This is a genomic window from Streptomyces malaysiensis subsp. malaysiensis (assembly GCF_040653035.1).
GTDB classification, from domain to species: domain Bacteria; phylum Actinomycetota; class Actinomycetes; order Streptomycetales; family Streptomycetaceae; genus Streptomyces; species Streptomyces malaysiensis.
Genome location: NZ_JBEZNG010000021.1, coordinates 101537 through 119117, shown reverse-complemented (window position 1 = coordinate 119117; position 17581 = coordinate 101537). Strand labels below are relative to the sequence as shown.

Sequence of the window (17581 nt, the reverse complement as noted above, 5' to 3'; positions counted from 1 at the left end):
GCCCGGGCCTCAGCCCTCCACCCGGGGCGGGCTGTCGTCGGAGCCGCGCCGCACCACCTGTACCGGCCGGCCGGGGCGCCAGGTCCGCAGCACCATCTCCCCGTTCTCCGAGGCCGTGTGCACCACCTCGGTCACCTCGGTGCGGAAGAGGTGGAAGGGCTCGGGCGGCCGGACCGCCTCGGCGAAGCGGGCGACCGCCTCGGGGTCGGTCACCTCGACCGCCCGGCCGCTCACCCGTACGTCTCCCTCGGTCAGCCCGTCCCCCGGGCCGGGGTTGGCCTGCACCGAGAACCGCGGATCGCGGCGCAGATCCAGCGCCTTGCGCGAGTCCGGCATCATGCCCAGCCACAACTCACCGGAGAGGAAGGTCACTTCGAGCGGGGTGACCCGCGGGGAGCCGTCCTGGCGGAGGGTGGCGAGCACATGGTGGCGGTAGCGCCGGAAGCGGTCCTGGGCGTAGCCGGCGAAGGTGGGCTCGGCCGCCTCGAATCCGGCCCAGCTGGTGGTCGGGTAGGTCGTCGTCATGGCGCCCATGCTCGCGCCGTTTCCGGACGTCTCCTGTCGGGATTTCGCGGCTTCCGACTCCCGCGCCTGGTCCGGGGGCAGATACGCGTTCCACTCGGTGCCCGGCAGCGGATAGCCGACCCAGGTGCGGGCGTAGGACGGGGGCCGGGCCTGGCCGCGCCGCAGCAGCAGCGCGGTGGGTTCACGGGCGGCGCGCCGCAGCAGCGAGGGCAGGGTGGTGGACCGGTTGTTCCCGCTGGTCTGGGCGGAGGAGCAGCCCGCGTGGTACGCGATGGGCAGGGCGCGGTCGCCGGTCACCAGACAGGGCGGCCGCAGCCCCAGCCGCTGAAGCCCCTGCGCGGCGGTGCGGTAGCGCTCGGTGGTGGTGTCGGACTGCTTCGCGGTGTGGTCGAGGATGACGAACTGGCTGGCCAGATGGAGCGTGACGATCACCCCGAGGGCCACCGCCAGATGCTGCGGTGAGCGCGCGGCCCGTACGGCGCGGAACACCAGCCCGGCGATCGGCAGCGCCAGCAGGGCGTAGGAGGGCATCAGGAAGCGGGGTGCGGAGTAGTCGATGAGCAGCAGATAGGGCAGGGCGAGTGCGGCCGCGCAGACGATGGGCAGCAGGGTCAGCGGCACGGCGGGGGGCCGGGCGGCCGGGCGGCCGAGACCCACCCGCACCCGGCGCAGCTCCTGGCGGTCGCGCAGGGCGGCGTGTACGGCGAGGAGGGTCAGCACGGGCAGCGCCAGCCACCACACGGTCAGCTCCGGGTGGCGCAGGGGCACCTCGCAGGGGCGGCACAGCTGGGGTCCGTTGAGGCTGCGCAGCGCGGCGCCCACGCTGAAGTGGAGCCCCATACCTCCCTCGACATGGCTGGAGACGTTCAGCCGCCCCCCGATGCCGCCGAAGCGGTCGTACGCCTCGCCGATCCACTGGGCGGCGCCGAGCAGCGGCCCGCCGATCAGCGCGGGCAGGGCGGGGCGCCAGGTGCGCACCCCGATGGCGCCGATCAGCAGCGGCAGGGCGAGCCATCCCCCGTCGGGGGTGCGCACCAGGGTGACGCCCGCGAGGACGGCGGCCAGCCACCAGCGGGCGTTGGGCTCGTCCGGTGCCCGGAGGAACCAGCCGACGGCGGCGACGGCACCGATGGCCACCCAGAGGTTGGGCATCACCGCGGGACCGCTGATCTGGGTGATCCACAGCCCGGAGAAGAGCAGCGCGGCCAGGGCGACCTGGGGCGGGGGCAGCAGCCGGGCCCAGACCCGGAAGGCGCCGTAGAGCGCGCCCGCGGACAGCAGCATGAGCAGGACGCGCAGCACCGGAATGGAGTCGGTCGCGGCGACCACGGGCGCGACCAGGAGACTGACGCCGCGCGAGCGGGGTGCGCTGAAGTACGCGGGCGGGGTGCGCGGATCGACCTGGGAGACGTACACGGACTCGTCCCAGCCCAGCGCGTGGCCGGTGTGCGGGATCACCATGGCGAGCTGGACCACGGCGTATCCGATGGCGACCAGGCCGAGCCAGGGGGCCGGTCGACGGTACCGCCGCGGCTGGCGGGGCTGGGGGCGCGGGGGCAGCACGGCGGCCGCCGGTGCGGCAGTATTCTCCATGCGCGCACCATATGATGACTATGTACCTTTTTCGTCCTATTAGGCCATTCGGCTCAGTGTCCAAGGGGTGCCATTGACGTGACGGATCCGTAGGCTGTTGCAGCGGTGCACAGCCCCCATCCGGCGGAGGACGGACACACCTATGAAAATGCTCATCAACGTCCCCGAGACCGTGGTCGCCGACGCGCTGCGCGGACTGGCCGCCTGCCACCCCGAGCTGACCGTCGACATCGAGAACCGGGTGATCGTCCGGCGGGACGCGCCGGTCGAGGGCAAGGTGGCGCTGATCTCCGGTGGCGGGTCGGGACACGAACCGCTGCACGGCGGTTTCGTGGGGCCCGGCATGCTCGACGCCGCCTGTCCCGGCGAGGTGTTCACCTCCCCCGTACCGGATCAGATGGTGCGCGCGGCGGCCGCGGTGGACAGCGGCAAGGGCGTGCTGTTCATCGTCAAGAACTACACGGGCGACGTGCTCAACTTCGACATGGCCGCCGAGCTCGCCGAGGACGAGGGCATCCAGGTCGCCAAGGTCCTGGTCAACGATGACGCGGCGGTCACCGACAGCCTCTACACGGCCGGCCGGCGCGGCACCGGCGCCACCCTGTTCGTGGAGAAGATCGCGGGCGCGGCGGCCGAAGAGGGCGCGCCGCTGGAGCGGGTGGAGTCGATCGCCCGGCGGGTGAACGAGGTCTCGCGGAGCTTCGGCGTCGCGCTCAGCGCCTGCTCCACCCCGGCCAAGGGCGGCCCCACCTTCGATCTGCCCGCCGGGGAGCTGGAGTTGGGCGTGGGCATCCACGGCGAGCCGGGGCGTGAGCGGCGGGCGATGATGACCTCCCGCGAGATCGCCGACTACGCGGTGGAGGTGGTGGTCGAGGACCTGCGCCCGGACAATCCGGTGCTGCTACTGGTCAACGGCATGGGGGCGACCCCGCAGCTGGAGCTGTACGGCTTCGCCGCCGAGGTGCACCGGGCGCTCGGCGAGCGGCAGGTGGCGGTGGCGCGTACGCTCGTCGGCAACTACGTCACATCACTCGACATGGCGGGCGCCTCGATCACGTTGTGCCAGGTCGACGAGGACCTCCTGCGGCTGTGGGACGCGCCCGTGCGGACCGCAGGGCTGCGCTGGGGCGCCTGAGACCGGGCGGCCCACGATACGTACGCTGTCGCCGTTGGCTACTCCCCGAGGAGGCGTCTGTGTCCAGCAGTGAACCCGCCGTCGACGACGTGCTCGACACCCCTTTCTTCCTCCGATGGCTCACCGCCGCGGCCGCGTCCGTGAGCCGTGAGGCGGCCCGTCTCACCGATCTGGACTCCGCGATCGGCGACGCCGACCACGGCACCAACATGCAGCGCGGCTTCGCCGCCGTGGCCGAGGCGCTGGAGAAGGAGCCCCCGGGCTCGCCCGGGGCCACGCTCATCCTGGCCGGGCGCCAGCTGATCTCCAAGGTGGGCGGGGCCTCCGGACCGCTGTACGGCACGCTGCTGCGGCGCGCGGGCAAGGCGCTCGGCGACGCCGAGCGGATCACCCCGCAGCAGCTGGCGGACGCGCTGCGGGCCGGGGTGGACGCGGTGGCGCAGCTCGGCGGTGCCGCGCCCGGCGACAAGACGATGCTGGACGCGCTGCTCCCCGCCGTCGAGGCGCTGGGCGCGGGCGCCGGGTCGTTCGCGGCCGCGGGCGAGGCCGCCGAGAAGGGGGCGCTGGCCACCGTGCCGATGCTGGCCCGCAAGGGCCGGGCCAGCTATCTGGGTGAGCGCAGCGTCGGCCATCAGGACCCGGGCGCCACCTCGTCGGCGCTGCTCATCGCGGCGCTCGCGGAGGCGGCGCGATGACCGACGAGGGCGAGAAGAAGCTGGTCGGCATAGTCCTGGTGTCGCACAGCGCGGCGGTGGCCGACTCGGTGGCCGAGATGGCGAAGGGGCTGTCCGGCGGTGGCACCGCGCCGGTGCGCGCCGCGGGCGGCACCGAGGACGGCGGGTTCGGCACCAGTCCGGAGCTCATAGCGGAGGCGGCCCACGCGGTCGACCGGGGCGCGGGAGTGGCGGTCCTGGTGGACCTGGGCAGCGCGGTCCTGGCCGTCAAGGCGCTGCTGGCCGAGGGCGACGAACTGCCGGAGGGCACCCGGCTGGTGGACGCGCCGCTCGTGGAGGGCGCGGTCGCGGCGCTCGTCACCGCCTCCACCGGGGCGGATGTGGAGGCGGTGCTCCAGGCGGCCTCGGAGGCGTACGACTACCGCAAGGTGTGATAGCGACGCGCTATTGAACGGGCCCCGCCGAGTGAAGGCGAGGCCCGTTCAGCTTTCAACGAAGTCACCGCGCGCATATTGCGCGGCCGCGTATTTCCCTGATACTCGGCGCGTACGGGGCGAGTTGCCCGGTTTCGGACCGCACCGGGCACGGCGACAGCACCCCGGACCCCCGCCCGCCAAGTGATAGGCGCGATAGCAGAACGGGCTTCCGAATCCGTCGATCTTGCGTCTAGACTGCTCATGTCCGAGTGGGGGGACCGGCGGCACTCAGGGGGAATAAGTGGACGTAATTGAGTGTGCCCGCGCGCACCTGGCATCCATCGAAACGATGATGTCCACGCGGGTGCCGCGCCCGCCGGGACCCCATTGCCGCCCGGCCCGGATTCCATGCGCGGAAATGACCCGACCGCGCCTGCCCCATGGCTCCCTGAGCGTCTGAACTACGCGCGCCCGTCGCGGCGCGTTCGGCACTTCGGCCATGGGGCGGCGGTAGCACCCCGCGTCCGCCTTCATGGTGCCGCACTCAGCACGATCGGCAATCCATCTTTTCCATACAAAGCAGGGGTTTCCGCGTTCCTGTTTTTTTCTCGTTAATCAACGGATTTCGACATTTCGACGTGGAGGAGTCAGTCGCATGACCACACCCACGCTCAGCCCCGGCCGCTTGGATGCGGATACCGTCCGTGAGTCGGTGGACGTCGTACTCGAAGACTTTCTGGCGGCCAAGGCCCGCACCACACCGCAACACCATCTGCCGTATCTCTCCGGGCTGCTCCGGGATTTCCTGTCCGGCGGAAAACGCATACGCCCCCTGTTGTGTGTCACCGGCTGGCAGGCCGTCGGCAACGGGGAGGACACCGAGGCGGTGTTCCGGGTGGCCGCCTGCCTGGAGATGTTCCACGCCTTCGCGCTGATCCACGACGACGTCATGGACGACAGCGACACCCGCCGCGGCCGGCCGACCATCCATCGCACCCTGGCCGCGCTGTGCGCCGCCGACCGCAGGCCCGATCAGATCGAGCGGTTCGGGGTCGGCGGGGCGGTGCTGCTCGGCGACCTCGCACTCACCTGGTCGGACGAGCTCCTGCACTCGGCCGGCCTCACCCCCGCCCAGTTCAACGCCGTACTGCCGCTGCTGTCGGAGATGCGCACCGAGGTGATGCTGGGCCAGTACCTCGATCTCCAGGCCACCGGGGAGCTGACCGACGACATCGAGGCCACCCTCACCGTCATCCGGTACAAGACCGCCAAGTACACCATCGAGCGTCCGCTGCACGTCGGAGCCGCCATCGCGGGCGCCGGCCCGGACGCCATGGAGGCGATCAGCGCCTACGCCCTGCCGCTGGGCGAGGCGTTCCAGCTGCGCGACGATCTGCTGGGCGTGTACGGCGATCCGGAGTCGACCGGCAAGTCCCAGCTGGACGATCTGCGGGCCGGGAAGAACACCACCCTGATCGCGCTCGCCCTGCGCGGCTCCGACAGCGTCCAGGCGGCGCGGCTGCGCAGCCTCATCGGCAATCCGCTGCTGGACGAGCGGGACGCCGCGACCGTTCAGGAGATCTTCGCCGCCACCACCGCCCGGGAGGCCGTCGAGCAGATGATCGACGACCGCCGGACGCAGGCCCTGCGGGCCCTCGACGACGCCCCATTCACCGCGGACGCGGTCCACGCGCTCAAGCAGATCGCCCGCATGGCCACTGTGAGGAACTCATGACGACCGGACCTTCCACGGCCGGGGCCCAGGACATCAGCCGGACCAGCGTCCGCCCGTACCTGGAGGAGTGCACCCGCCGCTTCCAGGAGATGTTCGACCGCTATGTCGTCACCCGGCCCACCAAGGTCGAATTGACCGACGCCGAACTGCGCGAGGTCATAGACGACTGCAACGCGGCGGTGGCCCCCCTCGGCAAATCGGTTTCCGATGAGCGCTGGATCTCCTATGTGGGGGTGGTGCTCTGGTCCCAGAGCCCCCGCCATATCAAGGACATGGAGGCGTTCAAGGCCGTCTGCGTCCTGAACTGCGTGACCTTCGTATGGGACGACATGGATCCCGCGCTGCACGACTTCGATCTCTTCCTGCCCCAGCTGCGCAAGATCTGCGAGAAGTACTACAGCCCCGAGGACGCGGAGGTCGCGTACGAGGCGGCGCGCGCCTTCGTCACCAGTGATCACATGTTCCGCGACTCACCCATCAAGGCGGCGCTGTGCACCACGTCCCCGGAGCAGTATTTCCGTTTCCGGGTCACGGACATCGGTGTCGACTTCTGGATGAAGATGTCGTATCCGATCTACCGGCATCCGGAGTTCACCGAACACGCCAAGACAAGCCTGGCCGCACGGATGACCACCCGCGGACTCACCATCGTCAACGACTTCTACTCCTATGACCGCGAGGTCTCCCTGGGACAGATCACCAACTGTTTCCGGCTCTGCGATGTGAGCGACGAGACGGCGTTCAAGGAGTTCTTCCAGGCCCGCCTCGACGACATGATCGAGGACATCGAGTGCATCAAGGCGTTCGACCAGCTGACGCAGGACGTCTTCCTCGATCTGATCTACGGCAACTTCGTCTGGACCACCAGCAACAAGCGCTACAAGACGGCCATCAACGACGTCAACTCCCGCATCCGGTGAGGGAACGGGGAACCGTGACTCCCGCGAAGAGCTCCGCACAGCCGGAGCGCTCCTGGACCACCGGCACGGCGCCCGGCTCGGTGCCGCTGCTGGGGCACACCCTGGCGCTCTGGCGCCAACCGCTCCAGTTCCTGGCCTCCCTGCCCGCCCACGGCGATCTGGTGGAGGTCAGGCTGGGGCCCAGCCGCGCCTATCTGGTCTGCCATCCGGAGCTGGTGCGCCATGTGCTGCTCAACCCCCGTACGTTCGACAAGGGCGGGGTCTTCGACAAGGCGCGGCAGTTGCTCGGGAACAGCCTCTCGGTCTCCCGGGGCGAGGAACACCGCTCCCAGCGGCGGATGATCCAGCCCGCGTTCCACACCCCGAAGATCTCCGCCTACACCGCCGCGGTCGCCGATGACACCCGCGCCGCGATCGGCTCCTGGAAGCCGGGGCGGACCCTGGACATCAGCGACACCATGCACGCCCTGCTGATGCGGGTCGCCGCGCGGACCCTGTTCTCCACCGGGATCGACGAGGCGACGATCGACGAGGCGCGCCACTGTCTGCGCACCGTCTCGGACGGCATCTACAAGCGCACCATGGCGCCCTTGGGGATCATGGAGAAGCTCCCGACGCCGGGCAACCGGCGCTACGACCGGGCCAACGCCCGGCTGCGGCAGATCGTGGACGAGATGATCCGCGACCGGCGGCGCTCCGGCACCGACCACGGCGATCTGCTCTCCACGCTGCTGCGCGCCGAACACCCCGAGACCGGGAGGGGATTGGACGACGGCGAGGTCCTGGACCAGGTGGTCACCTTCCTGGTCGCCGGGAGCGAGACCACCGCCTCCACCCTCGCCTTCGTCTTCCATCTCCTGGGCGCCCACCCGGAGGTGGAGAAGCGGGTGCACGCCGAGATCGACGAGGTCCTCGAGGGTCGCGTCGCCACCTTCGAGGACCTGCCGTCCCTGGAGTACACCCGCGGGGTCATCACCGAGTCGCTGCGGCTGTACCCGCCGTCCTGGATGGCCATGCGGGTCACGGCGGCCGAGACCGAACTCGGCGGCCGCACCATCCCGGCGGGCACGATGATCCTCTACAGCGCCCAGGCGCTGCACCACAACCCCGAACTGTTCCCCGACCCCGAGCGGTTCGACCCCGAGCGCTGGCTCCCCGGCCGCGCCGAGGAGGTGCCGCGCGGGGCGCTGCTCCCGTTCGGCGCGGGCAGCCACAAGTGCATCGGGGACGTCCTGGCGCTGACCGAGACCGCCCTCATCGTGGCGACGATCGCGAGCCGGTGGCGTCTTCGCCCGGTGCCCGGGACCACCTTGCGCCCCGAGCCGAAGGCGACGCTCGAACCCGGCCCGCTGCCCATGGTGTGCGAGCCGCGCTGACACCGTCCGGTCCGGGGGCCGCCCCGGACCGGACGCCCCGTACCTTCCGTACCCCACCTCGCGAATGAAGGACATCTTCCGCATGAGGACCGCGCAGCACCCGGCGACGCGCCACTGGCGGCACGCCCTCGCCCCCGGCGGGCTTCCACTGGCCGGCCATGCCCTGCTCATGGGCCGCAAGCCGCTTCAGTTCCTGGCCTCCCTGCCCGCCCACGGCGATCTGGTCGAGCTCCGGCTGGGGCCCCGGCCCGTCTTTCTGCCGTGTCATCCGGAGCTGGTCCAGCAGGTGCTGGTGAACGCGCGGATCTACGATACCGGCGGACCGGTGAAGGAGAAGGCGAAGCCCATCCTGGGCAATGGCCTGATCACCTCCGACTGGGCGGACCACCGCCGGCAGCGCCGGCTGGTGCAGCCCGCCTTCCAGGCCGCCCGGATCGCCAAGTACGCCGAGGTGATGGAGGAGGAGTGCGCGGCCGAGTCGACGGCGTGGTCGGCGCGGCGGCCCATCGACGTCAGCCATGAGATGCTCGCGCTCACCGCGCGGGTGACGGCCCGTGCGCTCTTCTCGACCGATATGGCGCCGCACGCCGTGGCCGAGATCCAGCACTGTCTGCCCATCGTCGTGGAGGGCGCCTACCGGCAGGCGATCGACCCCACCGGGCTGCTGGCCAGGCTTCCGCTCGCGGCGAACCGGCGCTTCGACGACGCGCTCCACCGGCTCAACCAGCTCATCGACCGCATGATCGACGACTACAAGGCGGCGGACGACGGCGACCGCGGCGATGTACTCTCCGCCCTCTTCGCCGCACAGGACGACGAGACCGGCGGCACGATGTCGGACCAGGAGATCCACGACCAGGTCATGACCCTGCTGCTGGCCGGGATCGAGACCACCGCCTCCGCGCTGACCTGGACCTGGTTCCTGCTCGGCCGCAACCCCCGGGCCGAGGCCGCGCTGCACGCCGAGGTGGACGAGGTGCTGGGCGGGCGGGCCCCGGTCTACGCCGATGTCCCCCGGCTCGCCCACACCCAGCGGGTGTTCAGCGAGGCACTGCGGCTCTTCCCGCCCGCGTGGCTCTTCACCCGGACCACCACCGAGGCCACCGAGCTCGGCGGGCGGCGGCTGCCCCCCGGGTCGGACGTGCTGATCAGCCCGTATGTGATGCACCGCGATCCGGCGCTGTTCCCCGACCCGGAGTCCTTCGACCCCGACCGCTGGCTCCCCGAGCGGGCCAAGGACGTGGCACGGAACTCATATCTGCCGTTCGGCGGCGGCAGCCGCAAGTGCATCGGCGACGTCTTCGGCATGACGGAGGCGACGCTGGCCCTGGCCGCGATCGCCGGCCGCTGGCGGATGCGCCCGATTCCGGGGACGAAGATCCGGCCGAGGCCGCAGATGAGCCTCACCGCCGGTCCCCTGCGGATGATTCCGGAACCACGCTGACCGCCCTGCCCCACGGACCGCGGTGGTCGGCCACCGCGGTCCGTCGAGTCCGTCGGGCAGCCGGGGTCCGCCGGACTGCCGGAGTCCATCAGGTTGCCGGGATCCGTCGAGGTGCCGGGGTCCGCCGGACCGCCGGGGTCCACCGGGCCTGCACGGTCGCGGCCGGCCAGGGCGCACATCCCGTGGGCGGGGACTCAGGCGTCCGGGGCGGTGGAGAAACGTACCGGCAGGCGCCGCAGGCCGCGCAGCATCAGGCTGGGCCGCCAGGCGAGTTCGGCCGGATCGCCGTCCAGGGCGAGATCGGGGCAGCGCTCCAGCAGGGCCCGGAAGGCGACGGCCCCTTCGAGACGGGCCAGCGGGGCGCCCAGGCAGTGGTGCACACCGTGCCCGAAGGCGAGATGGCCGCGCGACGAGCGCCGGATGTCGAAACGGTCCGGTTCGGCGAAGCGCCGGGGGTCACGCGACCCGGCGGCCAGGGCGACCGCGACCGGCTCCCCGGCCGCGATGGCCGTACCGGCGATCTCCACCGGCTCCCGGGTGAAGCGGAACGCGGCGCTCTCCACCGGGCCGTCGTAGCGCAGCATCTCCTCGATCGCGCCCTCCAGCAGCGACCAGTCGGCGCGCAGCGCGGCCAGTTGCCCGGGGTGGCGGAGCAGGGCGAGGGTGCCGCTGGAGATCAAGTTGGCGGAGGTCTCGTAGCCGGCGACCAGCAGCACGAACGTCATGCCGAGCATCTCCTCGGCGGAGAGCGCGTCGCCGTCCCCCTCCATCGTGCGGACCAGGGCGCTGAGCAGCTCGTCGCCCGGGGCCCTGCGCTTGGACTCGATGAGCTCCGCGAAGTAGCCCGTCAGGGCCTGGGCGGCGGCACCGGCGGTCTCCGGGCAGGTCAGGTCGGTGCTCTCCAGATACCAGTCGTGGAACACCTTACGGTCCGTCTCCGGCACCCCCAGCAGCTCGCAGATGACGGCCAGGGGCAGCGGCAACGCGTAGTCCTCGACGAGATCCGCGCGGCCCAGCGGGACCATGGCGTCCAGGAGTTCGTCCGCGATCCGCTGGACGCGGGGGCGCAGGGCCTCGATCCGTCCCGGGGTGAACGTGCGGGCCACCAGCCCCCGCAGCCGGGTGTGGTGCGGCGGGTCGGTCTGCACCATGTTCCGTCCGATGGCATTGCCGCCGTCGTCCTGCCACGCGGCCGAGTGACGTACGTCATTGCTCAGCCGGGGATCGGTCAGCGCGGCGCGGGCCTCTTCATGGCCGACGACGAGCCAGAACACACCGGAGGTGTCCGTGCGCACCCGGTGGACCGGGCCCCGTTCCCGCAGACGTGCATAGACCGGATACGGGTTGACGACGAAATCCGCGCCGAGCGCGGACAGATCCTGGGGCATGTGATCCCCTCAGTCGGTTGACGGCTTCCCCCGAAGCCAGAACCGGGGATCGTTCCCCGCTCTGTCGATGATCTTAACACCTAACCGGAGAGATTCCCCCGGTTAGTGTTAGGGTTGCGGGCCATGGGCAGCCGTGTGGAGAAAGAGACACCATTGCGCCGAGACGCGCGGCGCAATCGCGAGATGCTGATAACCGCCGCCCGGGAGATCTACACGGATCAGGGGGTGGACGCCCCGCTCGACGACATCGCCCGTCGGGCCGGAGTCGGCAGCGCCACCCTCTACCGGCGGTTCGCCGGCCGGGCGGAACTCATCGAGGCGGTTTTCGGCGATTCCCTTCGGGACATTCTGCGGGCAGCGGAGGAGGCCCGCTCGGCGGTCGACGCCTGGGTCGGTCTGACGGCCTATCTCGAGCGCATCTTCGGGCTGCTCGCCGCCGACCGGGGCACCAACGATCTGATGACCACCGGTATACAGGGCGTCCCCTCGCTCGACGCGCTCCGTGAGGAGAACGCGAAGACACTCGACGTCCTCCTGCGCCGCGCCCAGGAACAGGGCGCGGTCCGGAAGGACGCCACCGCGGAGGACCTTCAGTTCATGCTGGCCGCACTCGGCCGCGCGGTCCCCGGCTCGACGGTCGCCGCGCCACTGGCCTGGCGCCGCTATCTGTTCCTGCTGCTGGACGGGTTGCGCCCCGAGGGGTCCCATCCGCTCCCGGCCCCCTCGCTCACCACGGAGCAGCTCAACGCCGCCATGCTCCAGCTCGGCAAGGTGCGGCGGCCGCGCGCTGGGCGCGCCGACTAGCCGGGGTCCGGGAGAGCCTGCTCTCCGGGAGCGCCCCCCTGTTCCGGGAGCGCCCCCTGCTCCGGAAGCGCCGACTCTCCGGAAGCGCGGGCCGGAGGACGTCGTCCGGGCGCGCCGATATGGAGGCACCGGGGCGAGGGTCCGGGCGAGGCACCTCACCACAGTGGCCGGGCGAAGTATGTCGCCCGCCTACATATCCGAGCCGAAGAGCGCATTTCTACGGTGTGGCAACACAAAACCGTTCCCGCACCCCGCTCGGAAGTGGTGACCCATGCCCACCCCGGATTCCCCGGCCTCCGCTCCCCCGACCCCACCCGGTTCGCTGCGCCGTATCGTCGCCGCGAGCCTCATCGGCACCACCATCGAGTGGTACGACTTCTTCCTCTACGGCTCGGCCGCCGCGCTCGTCTTCAACAAGCTCTTCTTCCCGGACTCCGATCCGCTGGTCGGCACGCTGCTCTCGTTCCTGACGTACGCGGTCGGCTTCGCCGCCCGGCCGGTCGGCGCCCTGGTCTTCGGCCACTACGGCGACCGGCTCGGCCGTAAGAAGCTGCTGATCCTGAGTCTGCTGATGATGGGCGGCGCGACCTGCGCCATCGGGCTGCTGCCCACCCACGCCACGGTCGGTTCGGCGGCACCCGTACTGCTCACCGCGCTGCGTCTGCTCCAGGGGTTCGCGCTGGGCGGCGAATGGGGCGGGGCGGTGCTGCTGGTGTCGGAACACGGGGACGCGCGGCGGCGCGGGTTCTGGGCGTCCTGGCCGCAGACCGGCGCCCCCGCGGGGCAGCTGCTGGCCACCGGGGTGCTCTCCGCGCTGACCGCCCTGCTCTCCGACAGCGCCTTCGAGTCATGGGGGTGGCGGGTGCCGTTCCTGCTCTCGGGCGTGCTGGTGGTAGTCGGCTTGTGGATTCGTCTCTCTGTCGATGAATCGCCGGTGTTCAAGGCGGCGCTGGCCCGGGCCGAGGCCCGTAAGGCGGCCACGGACGGCGGTGCGGACGCCGCCGAGAAGATGCCGCTGGTGGCCGTCCTGCGCCACCACTGGCGGGATGTGCTGATCGCCATGGGCGCGCGGATGGCCGAGAACATCAGCTACTACGTCATCACCGCCTTCGTCCTCGTCTACGCGACCTCCGACCATGTGGGCCTCGGCAAGCAGACCGCGCTCAACGCCGTACTGATCGCCTCGGCCGTGCACTTCGCGGTCATCCCGGCCTGGGGCGCGCTGTCGGACCGGATCGGGCGCCGCCCGGTGTATCTCCTGGGCGCGGCGGGTGTGGGCGCGTGGGCCTTCCCCTTCTTCCTCCTCATCGACACCAAGGGCTTCCCGGCCCTGCTGCTCGCCGTGACGGTCGGGCTGATCTTCCATGGGGCGATGTACGCGCCCCAGGCGGCGTTCTTCTCCGAGATGTTCGCGACCCGGATGCGGTATTCGGGGGCGTCGATCGGGGCGCAGTTCTCGTCCGTCGCGGCCGGTGCGCCCGCCCCGCTGATCGCCACCGCGCTCCTGGCCGACTACGACAGCGCCACCCCGATCGCCCTCTATGTGATCGCGGCGGCCCTGCTCACCCTGGTGGCCGTGGGCGTCGCCAAGGAGACCCGGGACCGCGATCTGGCGGCCGTGGAACCGACCTCGGCCCCCTCCCCGCGTCCGGCGTCGGAGGGTGCGGGGCGCAAGGCCCGTTCGGCCTCGGCTCAGTAGCCCACGGCCGAGGCCAGTCGGTGCAGCCGCAGGGCGAGCTGGATCTCCAGGGAGCGGGCGGGCGACTGCCAGTCGGGGCCGAGCAGCCGCCCGATCCGCTCCAGCCGCTGCGCCACCGTGTTGACGTGCACGTGGAGGGCGTCCTTCGTACGGGCCGGGCTCATCCCACCGGCGAAGTACGCGTCGAGCGTGCGGATCAGTTCGGTGCCGCGCCGCTCGTCGTAGTCGATGACCGCGCCCACGGTGCGCTGCACGAAGTCCTGGACGCCGGTGCCGGCCGGGGCGCCCTCGCGGGTACCTGCCAGCAGCAGACCGAGGAAGCCGAAGTCCTCGGCGGCGGCGCCCTGTCCGGCCCGGTCCAGCACCCGCAGGGCGGCCAGACAGCGCCGCGCCTCGGCATAGCCCGCGGCGACGTCCCCGGGCCGCGCGGCGGGCGCGGGGACCGGCGCGGAGGCGCCGACGGTGACCGCGGCGTGCACGGCGGTGCCCAGCTGGCGGGCGGTGCGGCGGGCGAGGGCGTCGGCGGTGTCGCCCTCGGCCAGCGGCAGCAGCAGAACGGTGCCGCCGTCGCGGGCGGCGGCCAGACCGTGCCGGGTGGCCGCCAGATGGGACGCGGCGGACCACAGCCGACGGCGGCCCGCGGCGTCCTCGGCGGGGGCGCCGCCGGGACCGCCTCCGGGCCCGGCTCCCGGTGCGCCGCCGGGCCTGCTTCCGGATGCCCCGCCGGGACCGCTCGCGCGTGCGCCACCGGGACCGCTCGCGGGCGCGGTGCCGGGTCCGCCTCCGGGTGTGGTGCCCGGCCCGCTTCCGGGTGCCCCGCCGGGACCGGCGGCGGGCGTACCGGTGTCCGGGGCCTCGATGCCCGCGGCGAGCACCACATGGGGCGTGTCCAGGTCCGCCCGGAGCCGCGCGGCGCGCTCGCGCAGCAGCCGGGGCTCACGGTCGGGAGCGTCGAGCAGGTCGTCCAGGAGCTCACCGCGCACCCGCTGCTCGGCCTCACCCGCCGAGCGGCGGGCGAGCTGCAACAGCGAGGTGACCATGGCGGCGCGCTCCAGGGTGCGCTGGTCCATGGGGTCGAGCCGGGGGTGGCCGCGCAGTACGAGCGCGCCGAGCAGTTCGCCACCCGCCGAGACGGCGGCGACCCAGTCCTCCTCGCCGTCGCGCACCGCGTGGCCATCGGCCCGGGACCGGTCGACGGCCGCCGCGGGCGCCTCGTCGGTCTCGAGGAACTCCACGGAGCCGCTGAGCACCTCGGCCAGCGCGTCCGCCACGTCGTGCACCCCGCCACCGCGCAGCACCAGCTCGGTGAGCCGGTCATGGACGTCGGAGGCGCGCTCGATGACCCGGCTGCGGTCCCGGATGATCTCGTTGGCCGCCTCCAGTTCGGCGAGCGCCGTACGGGTCTCGGCGAGCAGATGGGCGGTGTCGATGGCCACGGCCGCGTGGGCGGCGAACGAGCCGAGCAGCGCGATCTGCTCGCGTTCGAACACCCGGGCCCTGCGGTCGGCCGCGAACAGCACGCCGATGACACCGCTGCCCAGCAGCAGCGGCACCCCGAGGATGGCGACGAGCCCCTCGTCCTTGACGCCCGCGTCGATGGCGTGCGTGTGCTGGAACCGCGGATCGTCGAAGTAGTTCTCGGTCACATAGGGGCGGGCGGTCTGGGCCACCAGACCGCCGAGCCCCTCCCCCATGCCGAGCCGCAACTGCTGGAAGCGGGCCGAGACCGAACCGTCGGTGACCCTCATATAGGTGTCACCGGCCGTCGGATCGTTGAGCGTCAGATACGCGACCTCGGTGCCCAGCAGGGAGCGGGCGCGCTGGACGATGGCCTGGAGCACCGCGTCCAGATCGCGCAGCCCCGCCAGATCGTGGGCGGTCTCGAAGAGCGCGGAGAGCTCGGCCTCGCGGCGCCGTCGCCCCTCCAGCTCACCGCGCACCCGCAGGGCGAGCAGCTTGGCGCGCTCCAGGGCCGCCAGCAGCTCGGCCGGGGCCTTGTCGGCGCGGGCGCGCAGCACCGGGCGCTCGTACGCCTCGGCGGGCGCGCCGCGTACGAGCAGTTCCAGGTAGGGGGCCTCCGGCCGGTCGTCGGGCATGGTCACAGGCATACTCCCGCCGGACGCGGCGGCGCCAGCCGTAGGGCGGCCCGGTGTCCTTTCGAGGGGGCGGCCGGGCAAGAGGCGGTCCGGTGGCTGAGCCAATGAGCCACCATTCCGCCCGTCCGGCAGTGGCTGAGCCACTGAGCCGCTCTTCCGCCCCTCCGGCAGTGGCTGAGCCAATCGGCCACCGTCCGCCGGTGGCTCAGCCAATCCCTGGCCCAGTGGCTCGGCCAATCGGCCTTCACCGGCCGATGAACGATCCGATGAGCCGCTCAGTGGGCGGTCCATCCGCCGTCCATGCTGAGCGAGGCACCGGTGATGAAGGACGTATGCGGACCGCAGAGATACGCGACGGCCTCGGCGACCTCCTCGGGTTCGACCAGTCGCTTGACCGCCGAATCGGCCAGCATCACATCGGAGACCACCCGCTCCGGCGAGATCCCATGGGCCTCGGCCTGGTCGGCGATCTGCCGCTCGACGAGCGGGGTGCGCACATAGCCGGGGTTGACGCAATTGGAGGTCACCCCGTGCGCCGCGCCTTCCAGGGCGGCGACCTTGGACAGCCCCTCCAGGCCGTGTTTGGCGGCCACATAGGCCGATTTGTAGGGGGAGGCGCGCAGCCCGTGCACCGAGGAGATGTTCACGATCCGGCCCCAGCCCCGCGCGTACATATGCGGCAGCGCGCCGCGCACCAGCCGGAACGGGGCCTCGAGCATCACGGTGAGCACCCGGGAGAACACCTCGGGCGGAAAGTCCTCGATGGGCCGGACGAGTTGGAGCCCGGCGTTGTTGACCAGGATGTCGATGCCAGCGGCGGCCCGTTCGGCGGCGTCGAGGTCGGTGAGGTCCAGGGGGTGGGCCTCGACCTGGCCGGGCAGTCCGGCGGCCGCGTCGACCAGGTCGGTGAGGCCCTCGGCGTCCAGGTCGACGGCCCGCACCCGCGCCCCGGCGGTGGCCAGCCGCAGTGTGCAGGCCCGGCCGATGCCCCCGGCGGCGCCCGTGACGAGTGCGGTACGGCAGGACAGATCGGGGCCGTCGGACGGCCGGGGGCCCGGGCCCGGTGTGGTGGACGCGCTCATGAGTGGCACATTAGGCAGCCATCGTGCCCGGACCGATGTGCGGGCGGCACATACTTCACTCCGCGACGATGGGCTCGAACCATGTCGGGCCGTCCTCGAGCGCCTGCTTGATGCGGGACAGGGAGAAGTCCTCCATCTCGGGCAGCGCGTCGAGTGGGAACCAGCCGACGTCCAGCGACTCGTCGTCGTTCACCCGCGCCTCGCCGCCGACCGCGCGGCAGCGGAAGCAGACGTCCACGAACTGGCACTTGTCGTCGTTGGGGTAGGTCACCGGGGCCAGGGTCCGAACGAGCACGATGCGTTCGGGGACACAGCGCACCGCTGTCTCCTCCTCCACCTCGCGGACCACCGCCGTGGCAGGCTGCTCACCGGGCTCGGGGATACCGCAGATGATCGTCCAGCGGCCGTTGTCGGCCCGGCGGCCCAGCAGCACCCGGTCCTGGTCGTCGAAGACCACGGCGCTCACGCCCGGCAGATAGAGCAGTTGGTGACCGATGGAGGCCCTGAGGTCACGGATGAAGTCGGGGGTCGGCATGGGCCGAGGGTATCGGGCGGAAAAGGGGGCGCGCGCGGCGGCCGCACGGCGCCCTCCACGGTGGGCGTTTCACCACCGACGCATCGTTTCTGCGCACCATATACACATTCCTTACGACAAGCGCTACGGTTTCGGGTGTCATGGCTCGCACGGCGGCCG

Annotated in this window: 14 protein-coding genes; 9 read left to right on the top strand and 5 right to left on the bottom strand. The window is 71.8% G+C overall.

Annotated elements, in window-relative coordinates; all coding sequences use genetic code 11:
- Positions 1-9: 9 nt before the first annotated feature.
- Complete coding sequence (locus AB0E24_RS33160; RefSeq protein WP_359382548.1) at positions 10-2118, bottom strand: pyridoxamine 5'-phosphate oxidase family protein; 2109 nt, start codon at positions 2116-2118, stop codon at positions 10-12.
- A 142-nt stretch (positions 2119-2260) separates the two neighbouring features.
- Here AB0E24_RS33160 and dhaK point away from each other — a divergent pair, with 142 nt between their 5' ends.
- The 7 genes from dhaK to AB0E24_RS33125 all read left to right on the top strand — a co-directional run bounded on the left by dhaK (position 2261) and on the right by AB0E24_RS33125 (position 9818).
- Positions 2261-3253, top strand: coding sequence for a dihydroxyacetone kinase subunit DhaK (gene dhaK / locus AB0E24_RS33155; protein ID WP_069871354.1), 993 nt, complete (start codon positions 2261-2263; stop codon positions 3251-3253).
- A gap of 89 nt (positions 3254-3342) precedes the next feature.
- A complete protein-coding gene (dhaL, locus tag AB0E24_RS33150) occupies positions 3343-3948 on the top strand; it encodes a dihydroxyacetone kinase subunit DhaL (RefSeq protein WP_069871533.1) in 606 nt (201 codons plus the stop codon).
- Positions 3945-4361 (top strand): dihydroxyacetone kinase phosphoryl donor subunit DhaM, encoded by a 417-nt coding sequence (gene dhaM, locus AB0E24_RS33145; RefSeq protein ID WP_069871352.1) that lies wholly within the window; start codon positions 3945-3947, stop codon positions 4359-4361. The genes dhaL and dhaM overlap by 4 nt, the downstream gene beginning before the upstream one ends.
- A 637-nt stretch (positions 4362-4998) precedes the next feature.
- Positions 4999-6078 (top strand): polyprenyl synthetase family protein, encoded by a 1080-nt coding sequence (locus AB0E24_RS33140; protein WP_069871350.1) that lies wholly within the window; start codon positions 4999-5001, stop codon positions 6076-6078.
- Positions 6075-6998, top strand: coding sequence for a terpene synthase family protein (locus AB0E24_RS33135; protein ID WP_359382543.1), 924 nt, complete (start codon positions 6075-6077; stop codon positions 6996-6998). Before AB0E24_RS33140 ends, AB0E24_RS33135 begins: the two co-directional genes overlap by 4 nt.
- Positions 6999-7012: 14 nt before the next feature.
- Entirely contained in the window at positions 7013-8374 is a 1362-nt protein-coding gene (locus AB0E24_RS33130; RefSeq protein WP_359382540.1) for a cytochrome P450, read from the top strand.
- 82 nt (positions 8375-8456) lie between these two features.
- Positions 8457-9818, top strand: coding sequence for a cytochrome P450 (locus AB0E24_RS33125; RefSeq protein WP_069871531.1), 1362 nt, complete (start codon positions 8457-8459; stop codon positions 9816-9818).
- 194 nt (positions 9819-10012) lie between these two features.
- Here AB0E24_RS33125 and AB0E24_RS33120 read toward each other — a convergent pair whose 3' ends face one another.
- Complete coding sequence (locus AB0E24_RS33120) at positions 10013-11206, bottom strand: cytochrome P450 family protein (protein WP_359382536.1); 1194 nt, start codon at positions 11204-11206, stop codon at positions 10013-10015.
- Positions 11207-11329: 123 nt separating this feature from the next.
- Here AB0E24_RS33120 and AB0E24_RS33115 point away from each other — a divergent pair, with 123 nt between their 5' ends.
- Positions 11330-12010 carry a TetR/AcrR family transcriptional regulator gene (locus AB0E24_RS33115; RefSeq protein ID WP_069871341.1) on the top strand — a complete coding sequence of 227 codons (681 nt, stop codon included), beginning with the start codon at positions 11330-11332 and terminating at the stop codon, positions 12008-12010.
- A gap of 271 nt (positions 12011-12281) precedes the next feature.
- Positions 12282-13709 carry an MFS transporter gene (locus AB0E24_RS33110; RefSeq protein WP_093700777.1) on the top strand — a complete coding sequence of 476 codons (1428 nt, stop codon included), beginning with the start codon at positions 12282-12284 and terminating at the stop codon, positions 13707-13709.
- Here the strand turns inward: AB0E24_RS33110 and AB0E24_RS33105 are convergent.
- The 3 genes from AB0E24_RS33105 to AB0E24_RS33095 form a co-directional block, all read right to left on the bottom strand.
- Complete coding sequence (locus AB0E24_RS33105) at positions 13703-15817, bottom strand: helix-turn-helix domain-containing protein (protein ID WP_359382532.1); 2115 nt, start codon at positions 15815-15817, stop codon at positions 13703-13705. The genes AB0E24_RS33110 and AB0E24_RS33105 overlap by 7 nt on opposite strands.
- Positions 15818-16080: 263 nt before the next feature.
- On the bottom strand, positions 16081-16887 hold the full coding sequence (locus tag AB0E24_RS33100; RefSeq protein WP_359382529.1) for a 3-hydroxybutyrate dehydrogenase: 807 nt from the start codon (positions 16885-16887) through the stop codon (positions 16081-16083).
- Positions 16888-16942: 55 nt separating this feature from the next.
- Entirely contained in the window at positions 16943-17422 is a 480-nt protein-coding gene (locus AB0E24_RS33095; RefSeq protein WP_069871333.1) for an NUDIX hydrolase, read from the bottom strand.
- Between the last annotated feature and the right edge of the window lie 159 nt (positions 17423-17581).